Origin of the sequence: Amycolatopsis sp. NPDC051106, from assembly GCF_040682775.1 — a bacterium.
Taxonomy (GTDB): Bacteria; Actinomycetota; Actinomycetes; order Mycobacteriales; family Pseudonocardiaceae; genus Amycolatopsis.
Genome location: NZ_JBFBBQ010000010.1, coordinates 46,895 through 58,959 on the forward strand (window position 1 = coordinate 46,895; position 12,065 = coordinate 58,959).

General features: G+C 71.3%; 12 protein-coding genes and 1 pseudogene. 7 read left to right on the forward strand and 6 right to left on the reverse strand.

Annotation, left to right across the window (positions count from 1 at the left end):
• Positions 1-83 precede the first annotated feature (83 nt).
• From AB0M83_RS10735 to ffh, 4 genes are all read right to left on the reverse strand, one after another.
• On the reverse strand, positions 84-887 hold the full coding sequence (locus AB0M83_RS10735; protein WP_364515537.1) for a type II CAAX endopeptidase family protein: 804 nt from the start codon (positions 885-887) through the stop codon (positions 84-86).
• A gap of 103 nt (positions 888-990) precedes the next feature.
• Positions 991-1,716 (reverse strand): type II CAAX endopeptidase family protein, encoded by a 726-nt coding sequence (locus tag AB0M83_RS10740; RefSeq protein ID WP_364515540.1) that lies wholly within the window; start codon positions 1,714-1,716, stop codon positions 991-993.
• A gap of 45 nt (positions 1,717-1,761) precedes the next feature.
• Positions 1,762-2,838 (reverse strand): amidohydrolase family protein, encoded by a 1,077-nt coding sequence (locus tag AB0M83_RS10745; protein WP_364515543.1) that lies wholly within the window; start codon positions 2,836-2,838, stop codon positions 1,762-1,764.
• On the reverse strand, positions 2,835-4,373 hold the full coding sequence (gene ffh, locus AB0M83_RS10750) for a signal recognition particle protein (protein ID WP_364515546.1): 1,539 nt from the start codon (positions 4,371-4,373) through the stop codon (positions 2,835-2,837). The genes AB0M83_RS10745 and ffh overlap by 4 nt, the downstream gene beginning before the upstream one ends.
• Positions 4,374-4,590: 217 nt before the next feature.
• Between ffh and AB0M83_RS10755 the strand changes: the two genes are divergently transcribed.
• From AB0M83_RS10755 to AB0M83_RS10770, 4 genes and pseudogenes are all read left to right on the forward strand, one after another.
• Positions 4,591-4,812, forward strand: a complete 222-nt coding sequence (locus AB0M83_RS10755; RefSeq protein ID WP_364515843.1) for a hypothetical protein — start codon at positions 4,591-4,593, stop codon at positions 4,810-4,812.
• Positions 4,812-5,330: pseudogene (locus tag AB0M83_RS10760) on the forward strand (ABC transporter transmembrane domain-containing protein); the annotation flags it as partial. The gene AB0M83_RS10755 and the pseudogene AB0M83_RS10760, both read left to right, overlap by 1 nt.
• Positions 5,331-5,485: 155 nt before the next feature.
• Positions 5,486-6,379: an ATP-binding cassette domain-containing protein gene (locus tag AB0M83_RS10765; RefSeq protein ID WP_364515549.1), complete on the forward strand. Its 894-nt coding sequence runs from the start codon at positions 5,486-5,488 to the stop codon at positions 6,377-6,379.
• 10 nt (positions 6,380-6,389) lie between these two features.
• Positions 6,390-6,854, forward strand: a complete 465-nt coding sequence (locus AB0M83_RS10770) for a MarR family transcriptional regulator (protein WP_364515552.1) — start codon at positions 6,390-6,392, stop codon at positions 6,852-6,854.
• A gap of 281 nt (positions 6,855-7,135) precedes the next feature.
• Here the strand turns inward: AB0M83_RS10770 and AB0M83_RS10775 are convergent, their stop codons facing one another.
• The gene (locus tag AB0M83_RS10775; protein WP_364515555.1) at positions 7,136-8,008 is read right to left on the reverse strand and encodes a Ku protein; all 873 of its coding nucleotides are present in this window, start codon (positions 8,006-8,008) and stop codon (positions 7,136-7,138) included.
• 53 nt (positions 8,009-8,061) lie between these two features.
• On the reverse strand, positions 8,062-8,424 hold the full coding sequence (locus tag AB0M83_RS10780; protein ID WP_364515558.1) for a hypothetical protein: 363 nt from the start codon (positions 8,422-8,424) through the stop codon (positions 8,062-8,064).
• A 120-nt stretch (positions 8,425-8,544) separates the two neighbouring features.
• Between AB0M83_RS10780 and AB0M83_RS10785 the strand changes: the two genes are divergently transcribed.
• From AB0M83_RS10785 to AB0M83_RS10795, 3 genes are all read left to right on the forward strand, one after another.
• Positions 8,545-9,132, forward strand: coding sequence for a TetR/AcrR family transcriptional regulator (locus AB0M83_RS10785; protein ID WP_364515561.1), 588 nt, complete (start codon positions 8,545-8,547; stop codon positions 9,130-9,132).
• Positions 9,133-9,154: 22 nt separating this feature from the next.
• Positions 9,155-9,907, forward strand: a complete 753-nt coding sequence (locus AB0M83_RS10790; RefSeq protein WP_364515564.1) for a glucose 1-dehydrogenase — start codon at positions 9,155-9,157, stop codon at positions 9,905-9,907.
• Between the two features lie 810 nt (positions 9,908-10,717).
• Positions 10,718-12,022 carry a GGDEF domain-containing protein gene (locus AB0M83_RS10795; RefSeq protein WP_364515567.1) on the forward strand — a complete coding sequence of 435 codons (1,305 nt, stop codon included), beginning with the start codon at positions 10,718-10,720 and terminating at the stop codon, positions 12,020-12,022.
• Positions 12,023-12,065 lie beyond the last annotated feature (43 nt).

Below are 12,065 nucleotides of genomic sequence, written 5' to 3' on the forward strand. Positions count from 1 at the left end.
CGGTGAGAGGGTCCGGCGGAAGCAGGCAGTGAACCATTCTGCCAGACGGCCCTCCGCACCCGGAAAGAGGCCGGGAAAGAGGCTCAGAAAGACGCCACTCCGAGCGCTCCGAGCAGGATCGTCAGCGCCGGCAGGAAGTTGTTCACCTGGTGCGCGACGATACTGCCCGGGAGCCGGCCGGTGACCAGCCGGGCCAGGCCGATCGGCACCGCGATGACCAGCAGCAACGTCGTGCGCAGCGGCTCCAGGTGGCTCGCCGCGAACACCGCCGTGGACAGCATGAAGGCCGCCGCGCCCGCCCAGCGCTCGCTGCGCCACTGCAGTTGTTCGGCGGCGCCCCAGAGCAGGCCGCGGTAGATGATCTCTTCGCAGATCGGGCCGAGCAGCCACAGGTAGACGAACATCACGACGGCCGCCGAGACGGACATCTTCCGGTCCTCCACCAGCGCGCTGATCGCCGACGTCGCGTTGGCGTTGCCGACCAGCTGCGTCCAGAGGTAGGCGCCGAGGGTGGTGAAGACGAGCCCGACGCAGCCGAAGCGGAACCCGGTCTTCACGTCGGCCCAGCGCCACTCCAGCCGCAGGTCGATCACGGGCCCGTTGCCGCGCACGTACGTGATCAGCACCGCGACGCCGGCCGCGATCATCGTCGGCAGCATGGTGCCGAGCAGCACGACCCGGATCGGCAGCGGGCCCGGGCCGGTGTCGCCGACCAGCACGGACACGAACGCGGCCGACGACAGCAGCACCGCCTCGACCAGCAGGAACGCCCCGAAGCCCCACCGGTGCCGCCGCGCGGGCGGCAGGAACGCCGTCGCGGCGGGCTCCTCGGGCTCCGGCATCGGCGCGGCGTCGGGAGCCGGGTCCCGGGGCTGGGAAGTGGTCACGCGTTGCCCTCCGCGATCGTCGGCTCCTGGTCCCGAGCCTAGCCGCCGGAGAGTGATCGCACAGTATCCGTCCGACTACTGTCCACGATCCTCGCAGGCGCCCTCAGTGCGCGACGAACAGCAGGACCGCCGGCGGCAGGTTGTTGGCCGCGTGGGCGATCACCCCGGCACTCACCCGGCCGGACAGGTGCCGGGCGAGCCCGATCGCGATGCCCTGCCCGAACAGGGCGATCGTGCGGGTCGGCTCGCCGTGCAGCTGGGCGAACACCAGCGAGGTCACCAGCAGCACCACCCACGGCGGGACCCGGTGGAACGACAGCGCGTTCCACAGCGTGCCGCGGACCAGCAGCTCCTCCGTGATCGGCGCGCCCGCGATGACGATCACCGCCGCGAGCACCAGCCAGACGGTGTCGCCGTCGAAGGTGTCGGCGAGGTCGCTCAGCGGGCTGTCGGAGACGTCGTCGGCGCCGTAGACGGCGATCAGCACCAGGTTGAGGCCGTAGCCGACGACCAGCGCGAGCGCGCCGCAGGCGAGGCCGATCCGGACGTCGCGCCAGGTCGGCTTGAGCCCGAAGTCGGCGCGCAAACCCTCGCCCCAGCGCCACGAACCCGCCGCCGGGCCGAGGCCGAGCAGCAGGTTGGGCACGAACGCCAGGAGCAGCAGCGGGCCGACGTCGTGCAGTTCCAGGGGGTCGAACTCGCCGACGTTGCGGTTGACCGCGGCGGCGATGACGAGGTTGATCAGGTAGTAGCCGGCGATCCCCGCGAAGAACGCCACGAAACACCAGTGCGCCCCCAGCACGCGCCGTGCGCCGTCGTCGTCCGTCACGGCCCCAACGCTAAAGTGCCGACCCAGCAAGGAAAACGGCGGGGGTCACGCGTAGACGACACCGCCGAGCACGATGTGCTCCGGGTGCCGCAGGACGCCCAGGTCCTCGCGGGGATCGCTCGCGTAGACGAGCAGGTCGGCGGGCGCGCCGTCGGCGATGCCCGGGTGACCGAGCCAGTCGCGTGCGGCCCACGACGCGCTCGCCAGCGCCGCTTCGCGGGTCATGCCCGCGCGGTGCAGGGCCTCGATCTCGTCGACGAGCCGGCCGTGCTCGACCATGCCACCCGCGTCGCTGCCCGCGAAGACGCGTACGCCCGCTTCGATCGCCGTGGCGACCATCTCGCCGACGCCGGCGTGCAGCGCCCGCATGTGCGCCGCGTAGGCCGGGTACTTGCCGGCCTTGTCCGCGATGCCCGGGAAGTTCTCGATGTTGATCAGCGTCGGCACGAGAGCGACATCGTTGCGGGCCAGATCGGACAGCTGGTCGGCGCTGAGGCCGGTGCCGTGCTCCAGGCAGTCGATGCCCGACGCGATCAGCCCGGGCAGCGCGGCTTCGCCGAACACGTGCGCGGTGACGCGGGCGCCGTGGTCGTGCGCGACCTTGACCGCTTCGGCCAGGACGTCGTCCGGCCAGAGCGGGGCGAGGTCGCCGGCGCCGCGGTCGATCCAGTCGCCGACCAGCTTGACCCAGCCGTCACCGTCGCGAGCCTGCTCGGCGACCGCCTCGGGCAGCTGCGCGGGGTCGTCCAGCTCGATGCCGAGACCCGGGATGTAGCGCTTGGTCAGGGCGAGGTGCCGGCCGGCCCGGATGATCGTCGGCAGGTCCGACCGCCGCTGCAGCGGCCGGACGTCGATCGGCAGGCCGCAGTCGCGGATCAGCAGCGTGCCCGCGGCCCGGTCGGCCAGCGCTTGGGTCGCTGCGTCATGGAGCGACACCGGCCCGCCGACGCCGATGCCGGGGTGGCAGTGCGCGTCGACCAGGCCCGGCACGAGGAAGACGTCCCGGCCGAGCGTCTCGGCGTCCGGCACCGGCTCGAACGAGATCCGGCCGCCGGTGATCCAGAGGTCCCGGGACTCGCCGCCGGGCAGGATCACCCCGGCGGCGTGGAGCGCGGCGCTCAATTGTCCTTGGGGTTCTTCGGCAGCTTGAACTTCGACGGGTCGAAGCCCGGGACGTCGTTCATGCCGCCCAGCTTGGACAGGTCGGGCATCCCGCCCGGCATCTGACCACCGGGGGGCAGCATCGGCATGCCGCCGGGGAAGCCGCCGCGGACCTTGGGCTGCGTCGGGCCCTTCCCCTTCTTGCCCTTCTTGCCCTTGCGCGTCTTGGAACCGCCGCCCCCGCCGCCGAAGCCGAACCGGCCGGCCATCTGGGCCATCATCTTGCGGGCCTCGAAGAACCGGTTGACCAGGTCGTTGACCTCGCGGACGCTGACGCCCGAGCCGTTGGCGATGCGCAGCCGGCGCGACCCGTTGATCATCTTCGGGTTGTCGCGCTCGGCGGGCGTCATGCCACGGATGATCGCCTGCAGCTTGTCGAGGTGCTTGTCGTCGACCTGGGCGAGCTGGTCCTTCATCTGGCCGGCGCCCGGGAGCATGCCGAGCAGGTTGCCGATCGGGCCCATCTTGCGGACCGCGAGCATCTGCTCGAGGAAGTCCTCGAGGGTGAGCTGGCCGCTCGACAGCTTCGCCGCGGCCTGTTCGGCCTGGTCCTGGTCGAAGGCCTGCTCGGCCTGCTCGATCAGGGTCAGCACGTCGCCCATGCCGAGGATCCGCGACGCCATCCGGTCCGGGTGGAAGGTGTCGAAGTCCTCGAGCTTCTCGCCGTTGGAGGCGAAGAGGATCGGCTGGCCGGTCACCTCGCGGACGCTCAGCGCGGCACCACCGCGGGCGTCGCCGTCGAGCTTCGTGAGCACGACGCCGGTGAAGCCGACACCGTCGCGGAACGCCTCGGCCGTGGTCACGGCGTCCTGGCCGATCATCGCGTCGACGACGAACAGCGTCTCGTCCGGCTGGACGGCGTCGCGGATGTCCGCGGCCTGCTTCATCAGCTCTTCGTCGACACCCAGGCGGCCGGCGGTGTCGACCACGACGACGTCGTGCTGCGCGTGCCTCGCTTCGGCGATGGCGCGGCGGGCGACGTCGACCGGGTCGCCGACGCCGTTGCCCGGCTCGGGGGCGAAGGTGACGACCCCGGCGCGCTCGCCGACGACCTGCAGCTGCGTGACGGCGTTCGGGCGCTGGAGGTCGCAGGCGACCAGCATCGGCGCGTGGCCCTGCTTCTTCAGCCACAGCGCGAGCTTGCCCGCGAGCGTCGTCTTACCGGCACCCTGCAGACCCGCGAGCATGATCACGGTGGGCGGGTTCTTCGCCAGGTTCAGCCGGCGCGTCTCGCCGCCGAGGATGCCGACGAGCTCCTCGTTGACGATCTTGACGACTTGCTGCGCGGGGTTGAGCGCCTGGGAGACCTCGGCGCCCTTCGCCCGCTCCTTGATCCTCGCGATGAAGGTCTTGACCACGCCGAGGGCGACGTCGGCCTCCAGCAGCGCGATGCGGATCTCGCGCGCGGTGGCGTCGATGTCGGCGTCGGACAGCCTGCCCTTGCGCGTGAGCGTCTGCAGGGCGGCGGTGAGCCGATCGGACAGGGTGTCGAACACGGGTGTGCACGCTCCAGCTGGGTCGAGAGTGGCGCGCCGGACGAGGCCGGCCCTCCCGAGGGTAGTCGCTCCGGCTCGCCCCCCTCACGGGTACGCGAAGGTCGCCCACTCGATCAGTACACATAGATGTACCAGTTTGCCGACCGCCTGAAGTAAAGATGGCTTTACCTGGGAATATCCGGTAGCCAGTTCAGTCAGATTCAGTAAACATACGTGTATGACTTCTGCGACCAGACCCCGGCCGTCGCTCGCCGAACCGGCCGCCGACACCGACGAGCCGGTCCCCCTCCGGCGGATCGCCGGGCTCTTCGACTCGCACCGCGCGGCCCTCGCCGCGCTGTTCGCGCTGATCGTCGTGCAAGCCGGGCTCGGCGTCGTCTCGCCGTTCTCCTGCGGGAGATCCTCGACGACGCCCTCCCCCACCGGAACACGCTGCTGATCAGCCTGCTCGCGGCGGGGATGATCGTCTGCGCGGTCGGCAGCGGCTCCCTCGGCGTCGCCACCACCGGCCTGTCCAACACGATCGGGCAGCGGGTGATGAACGAGCTGCGCGTGTCGGTCTACGGACACCTGCAGCGGATGTCCCTCGGCTTCTTCACCCGGACGAAGAGCGGCGAAGTGCTCTCGCGGGTCTTCAACGACATCGGCGGCGTCGACAACGTCATCACCACGACCGCCGGCTCGGTGGTGCAGAACGCGACCACGACGATCGCCATCACGGTGGCGCTGATCGTGCTCGACTGGCAGCTCGCGGCACTGTCGCTGATCGTCGTCCCGCTGTTCCTGCTGTTCACGCTCCGGCTGGGCAAGAAGCGGCGGACGCTGGCCCGCGGCCGGACCCGGCGGATGGCCCGGCTGACGACGATGGTCGAGGAGTCCCTCTCGGTCACCGGCGTGCTGCTCGCCAAGACGATGGGCAACGAACGGGCGATGCGCGAGCGCTTCGGCGCCGAGTCCCGGGAGATCGCGGCGCTGGAACGCGCGGCGGCGCTGGCCGGGCGCTGGCAGATCGCGTCGCGCGGGATGAGCCTGACCGTCATCCCGCGCTCGTCTACTGGATCGCCGGCCTGGCGTTGGCGGGCGGCGCGTCGCCGATCTCGCTCGGCACGGTCGTGGCGTTCACCAGCATGCTCAACCGGCTGGTCGCGCCGGCCAGCGCGATGCAGACGATCGGGCAGAACGTGGCGACGTCGAAGGCGCTGTTCGGGCGCATCTTCGAGGTCCTCGACCTGCCGGTGGAGATCAGCGACAAGCCGGGCGCGGAGACCTTGGAGGTGCGGCGCGGCGACGTCTCGATGCGTGGCGTGTCCTTCCGCTACGACGACGAAGGCGCGCTGACGCTGAAGGACATCGACCTCGACGTCCCGGCCGGGACCACGACGGCGCTGGTGGGCTCGACCGGTTCGGGCAAGACGACGCTCGCGTACCTGGTGGCGCGGCTGTACGAGGTGAGCTCCGGCTCCGTGCGGATCGACGGCACCGACGTCCGCGACGTGACGTTGGCGTCGCTCGCGGCGGGCGTCGGGATGGTGTCGCAGGAGACGTACCTGTTCCACGACACCGTCCGGGAGAACCTGCGCTTCGCGAAGCCGGACGCGACCGACGAGGAGATCGAGGCCGCGGCGAAGGCGGCGCACATCCACGACACCCTGGCCGGGCTGCCCGACGGCTACGACACGGTCGTCGGCCAGCGCGGCTACCGGTTCTCCGGCGGCGAGAAGCAGCGGATGGCGATCGCGCGGATCCTGCTGCGCAACCCGCCGGTGCTCATCCTCGACGAGGCGACCAGCGCGCTCGACACCCGCACGGAACGCTCGGTGCAGGCCGAGCTCGACCGGCTCGCCGCGGGCCGCACGACGCTGACGATCGCGCACCGGCTGTCCACTGTGGAGCACGCCGACCAGATCGTGGTGCTGCACGAGGGCCGGATCGTGGAACGCGGAACCCACGAAGAGCTGCTGGCGCGCGACGGGCGTTATGCCCGGCTGGTCCGGGGAACCGCCTAACCTTGGGGGCATGCAGCCCGAATCCGACGTCGCACCACCGGTCAGCGCGGACCCCGAGCTGGCCGACCTGGCCCACCGGGTGCGCGAGGGCGTCGGACGGCTGAACTGGCGGATGCGCGCGGAGCGGGACCCGAACGGCCCGGGTCCGGCGGTGCTGGCGGTGCTGAGCCGGCTCTACCGGGCGGGCACGCACACACCGACCGAGCTGGCCGAAGCCGAACGGCTGCAGCCGCAGTCGCTGACCCGGATCCTCGCGTGGGTGACCGAACGCGAGCTGGTGACGCGCTCGCCGGACCCCGCGGACGGGCGCCGGTCGCTGGTGAGCATCACGCCGGCGGGGCTGGCGGTGCTGCGCGAGTACAGCGTCCGCCGCGAGCGCTGGCTGGCCGGTGCGATCGAGGCGACGCTTTCGCCGACCGAACGGCAGCTGCTGAAACTGGCTTCGGAGCTGATGCTCCGGGTGGCGGACGCCTGAAAGCCGCCGCGGAGACCCCTCGATCCCTCCACGGCGGCTTCCGGGCCACCCCCTCGTGTCGCGCCGCCTCCCCGCGGTGCGACACGGGTTCCGGGAACGGGCCGCTCCTCCGTCGGCCCGCCCCGGAACCCTGGTGCCCGGACGGCTCACCTCCCCAGGGGCCGTCCGGTTCCCTTTCCCCCCTCGCCAGCGATCCGGTATCCGCTGGCAGGAGGAAGTCTGCCGCGCCGGACACCCGGCCAGCAGTGGGAGAACCCTCAATTACCCGTGGGTAGTACTACTCAGGACGTCTTCGTGCGCCCGCGAGACGCGGCTCGCTTCGCCGTCGTACGCGCCTTCGCCGCCCTCGAAGCCGCGGCCTTGGCCTTCGTGACGGCCGCGGTGCGCGCGTCCTCGGCTTCGGACGCCGACTCCTGCAGCGCCGCCAGCAGCCTCGTGACGCCCTCCGCCTGCTCCGCGGCCGTCGGCTGGACGACCTCGGCACCGTCGATCTTCGCCTGGACCAACGCCTGGAAGGCCTCGCGGTAACGGTCGGGATAGCGGCCCGGGTCGAACTCGCCGGTCAGCTCCTCGACGAGGTTCACCGCGCGCCGCAGCTCGCCCGGCCGGATGTCGACGTCGGCGTGCCGGAACGGGAAGTCGGGCGTGCGAACCTCATCGGGCCACAGCATCGTCTCCAGCACGATCACCTGGTCGCGCACGCGCAGCGCGCCGAGCGTCTCGCGCCGGCGCAGCGCGACCGTGACCAGCGCGACCCGCCCGGACTGCTGCAGAGCCTCGCTGAACAGCACGTACGGCTTCGTGCCCGCCGGCTCCGGCTCGAGGTAGTAGCTCTTCGCGAACCAGATCGGGTCGACGTCGGCCTGCGGCGCGAAGCCGCGGATGGCGATCGTGCGGCCGGGCATCGGCAGGGACGCGAGTTCGTGGTCCGACAGCAGCACGACGTCGCCGCCGGGCACGACGTACCCGCGGACCATCTCCTCGGGCGGCACCTCGGCGCCGTCGACCTCGCACACCCGCTTCACCCGGATCCGGCCGCCGTCGGCCTCGTGCACCTGGTGCAGCGGGATCTCGCGGTCTTCGGTGGCGCTGTACGCCTTCACCGGAATGGCGTAACTGCCGAACCCGATCGTGCCCATCCACATCGCGCGCATGCGAGCCACCTCCGCAGCTCTCAGGCTAGACAGGCGCCTGCGCGCCCCGACAGCTACAAACGGGTGTCAGGGGCGACGGATTCGCTCACACATTCGAACGACGGCGTGACCTCGCCGAGCGCTTCAGCCGTGCAGCGGGCCGCGATGGCCGCCTCGCGGAACACCTCGGCGACGACCTCGACGTCCAGGGGCGGAGCCGCGGCCAGCGCGTGCGCACCGCCGCCTTCGACGCGGGCGGCGAGGCCGGCGAGCGCGTGGGAGATGGCTTCCTGGCTCGCGATCAGGTGCGCGACGACGTCGGTGAGCTCGGCGGTCGTGGCGCCCGGTCCGCCGCAGCGCAGGCCGGCGGCGAGCTCCTCGGCGCAGGAGCGCAGGTGGGTGGCGACGACCGTCGGCGGCAGCGTCAGGTCCTGCATCACTCACCCCCTCCGGCGGTCAGATCAGCCATCGTGCCACCGCACAGCCCGTCATCGGAGGCGACACACCGCGGCACGCTTATTTGACCGGGCGTTCTCGATACGGCTAGGGTTTCGAACATGTCCCGGGTCAAGGAGTTCGACGTCGACGAAGCGTGCGACGCCGCGCTCGCGCTCTTCCGGCGCCAGGGCTACGAAGCGACGTCGGTCAGCGACCTCGTCACGCACCTCGGCGTCGCGAAGGCGAGCCTGTACGCGACCTTCGGCACGAAGCACGACTTCTACGTGACGGCGTTGAAGCGCTACGCCGAGCGGACCGACACCCGGGTCGTGTCCGAACTGTCGAAACCGGGCTCGGGCGTGGCCGCGGTACGGCGGCTCTTCGAGGGCTATGTCGCGGACATCCTGGGCGAAGACGGGCCCGTAGGCTGCTTCGTCGTCAACGCGGCGATCGAGCTCCTCCCCCGCGATCCGGCGGTCGCGCGGATCGTGGAGCGCAGCTGGGACACCCTCGAAGTCGCCCTGACGATGGCGCTCGAACGCGCCAGGACCCAGGACGAACTCCCCGGCGGCAGCGACCCGGCGACGCTGGCGCGCTTCCTGCTCACCGTGCTCCAGGGGCTGCGCGTCCTGGGCAAGGGAACGGACGCGGCAAGCCGGCTCGACGCGGCCGTCTCACAGGCAATGCGCATTCTCATTCGAGACTGATCAGACCAGAAAGAAGGCAGCCATGGGGGCACGGTTCGCAGGCAAGGTCGTCCTGGTGACGGGCGGCGGCTCGGGCATCGGGCTGGCGACGGCCAAGGCGTTCGCAGCGGAAGGTGCGACGGTCGTCGTCGCGGGGCGGGACGAGCAACGGCTCGCGTCCGCGGTGAAGGAGATCGGCGACGCGGCGAGCGCGGTGACGGTGGACGTCACCGACTCGGCGGACGTGGCGCGGATGGTCTCCACGGTCGTCGAGCGGCACGGCGGGCTGGACGTCGCGGTCAACAACGCGGGCATCCTCGGGTCGCCGGCCCCGGCGGCGGACCTCGACGAGGACGGCTTCGGCGCGGTGATCGGCACGAACCTCACCGGCACCTGGCTGTGCCTGAAGCACGAGGTCGCGCACATGCGGGCGCACGGCGGCGGCGCGATCGTCACGATCGCGTCGAACATCGGCGCGCACGGCCGCCTGCCGAACATGGCGGCCTACGCGGCGTCGAAGGCCGCGGTGAGCGCGCTGACCCGCACGGCGGCGCGCGACCACATCACCGACGGCGTCCGCATCAACGCGGTCAGCCCGGGGGCGACCGCCACGGACATGTCACTGCGCCCCGGCGAGACGGACGCGGACCGCGCCGCGCGGCTGAAGGACGCGATCCCGCTGGGCCGGGTGGGGGCCACCGCCGAGGTGGCCGCCGCGGTGCTGTGGCTGGCTTCGGACGAAGCGGCCTTCACCGTGGGGCACGACCTGGTGGTCGACGGCGGCGCGACCGCCTGAGCGGCCCCACCCGGGCCTGCGGGTTCTGGGGCCGGAGCTCCTCCGGCGGGTGTTCACGACTCACGGTTGCGCATGGTGACGTTTCCCCTCTCCTGCTGGACGGACGGGTGTTCGGCGTGGTCAGGACTCGCGGTTGCGCACGGCGCGTCTCCTTTCGGACGTAGCGGCGGGTGGGTGTGGGTTCAGGACTCGCGATTGCGCACGGGGCACTCCTCTCGCGCGTAGCGGCAGGTGGGCTTGGGTTCACGACTCGCGATTGCGCACGGCGCGTCTCCTTCCGGACGTGGCGGCAGGCGGGCACGGATTCAGGACTCGCGATTGCGCACAGCGCTCTCCTCTCGCGCGAAGCGGCAGGTGGACTTGGGTTCACGACTCGCGATTGCGCACGGCGCGTCTCCTTCCGGACGTAGCGACAGGCGGGCGTGGGTTCACGACTCGCGGTTGCGCACGGCACATCTCCTTCCGGACGTAGCGACAGGCTGGCTTGAGGTCACGACTCGCGATTGCGCACAGCACTCTCCTTTCCCGCGTAGCAGCAGGCAGGCGTCGGTTCAGGACTCGCGATTGCGCACGGCACGTCTCCTCTCGGGCGTTCCAGCGGGGCTTCGGCGGCTCAGGATTCGCGGTTGCGCATGACGGCCTCCCTCCGGCGTCGGCGTCGGCAGCGGTCGGGGCGTCAGGACTCGCGGTTGCGCACGGTGGCCTCCCTTCACTGCTCCGAACGTGTGGCAATCGTCGATCAGGGTCGCCCGATGTGGTGAAGTGGACGCGGATCGTCGGATCACCCAGGGGAGTTGCACCGCCTTGAGTATGGACGGCGCCCGTCCGGCCGAACCCCGCGTGGGGCGGATCCGTGGGGCGCTTTTCCCTGCTCACTGGGCCCTCTGGCGCCAGCGCGGGTCGCTCGTCTTCTACTGCTTCCTCGTCGAGTCCGTCGCGCTCGTGGCGACCGTCTGGACCGCCTCCGAAGTACCCGTCCGCGAGTGGGATCTCGTCGTCTTCGGCGTCCTCGCGGTCCTCGGCGTACTGCAGGCGGAGCTCGGCCGGCAGATCGAGCGCGTCCGGCGGCTGGTGTCCGACACCCCGCACATCAACCTGACGTCGGTCTGGACGTTCGCCGGCGTGCTGCTCCTGCCGCCCGCGCTCGTGACGGCCCTGGTCGCCGTCCTCTACCTACACCTGGCGACGCGCAGCCTCGCGCGGATGAAGCGCGTCCCGCCGTTCCGGACCACGCTGAACGCGACCCTGGTCGTCATCACCTGCTATTCGGCCGAGTTCGTGCTCGCCCGGCTCGGCGTCGGCGACATGTACGCGGCGCTGACGTCGGGCTGGCGCGGCGTCACAGCCATCTCGCTGGCGGCGGTGACGTACTTCCTGGTCTCGGCGATCACGATCGTCCCGGCGCTGACGATCACCAAGCGGACGATCAAGGCGTTCTTCGGCGGTCTCGGCGACAACCTCCTCGAGGTCGCGACGCTCTGCCTGGGCCTGCTCACGGCGTTGACGCTGGCGACCCTGCCCGCGCTCGCCGTCGCGATCGTGCCGCCGCTGCTGGTGCTGCACCGCGCGGTGCTGATCAAGCAGCTGGAGATCGCGGCGACGACCGACGAGAAGACGGGCCTGTTCAACACGACCGGGTGGCATTTGCTCGCTTCCCGCGAACTGGCCCGCGCCCAGCGCAGCTCGCGGAGCACGTTCGGCGTGCTGATGATCGACCTGGACTACTTCAAGCTGATCAACGACCAGCACGGTCACCTGGCGGGTGACACGGTGCTGCGCGCGGTCGCGTCGACGATCAAGAGCGCGGTCCGCGACTACGACTCGGTCGGCCGCTTCGGCGGCGAGGAGTTCGTGGTCCTGCTGCCGGACATCGGCCCGGCGGCGGTGCTCGCGGTGGCCGAGCGCATCCGGTCGGCGATCGAGTCGCTGAAGGTGGAGTACGAGGACGGCAGCCACGTCCGCGTGATCGGCGGCTTGTCGGCGTCGATCGGCGTCGCGACGTACCCGGACGGCGGCGCGGCCGTCGAGCGCCTGCTGCAGGCCGCGGACAAGGCCCTCTACCGGGCCAAGGACGCGGGCCGCAACCGCGTCGTCGACGGCACCGCCACCGCCTGAGCCACCCCTTCTCCCGACCCTGACCAGGCGACTTGCCGGTTTT

Bases quoted from the DNA above. Each gene is read 5' to 3' on its own strand.
- AB0M83_RS10755 (WP_364515843.1), top strand. From the start codon at position 4,591: ATGACTTCTGCGACCAGACCCCGGCCGTCGCTCGCCGAACCGGCCGCC.
- AB0M83_RS10770 (WP_364515552.1), top strand. From the start codon at position 6,390: ATGCAGCCCGAATCCGACGTCGCACCACCGGTCAGCGCGGACCCCGAG.
- AB0M83_RS10775 (WP_364515555.1), bottom strand. From the start codon at position 8,008: ATGCGCGCGATGTGGATGGGCACGATCGGGTTCGGCAGTTACGCCATT.
- AB0M83_RS10780 (WP_364515558.1), bottom strand. From the start codon at position 8,424: ATGCAGGACCTGACGCTGCCGCCGACGGTCGTCGCCACCCACCTGCGC.
- AB0M83_RS10785 (WP_364515561.1), top strand. From the start codon at position 8,545: ATGTCCCGGGTCAAGGAGTTCGACGTCGACGAAGCGTGCGACGCCGCG.
- AB0M83_RS10790 (WP_364515564.1), top strand. From the start codon at position 9,155: ATGGGGGCACGGTTCGCAGGCAAGGTCGTCCTGGTGACGGGCGGCGGC.
- AB0M83_RS10795 (WP_364515567.1), top strand. From the start codon at position 10,718: ATGGACGGCGCCCGTCCGGCCGAACCCCGCGTGGGGCGGATCCGTGGG.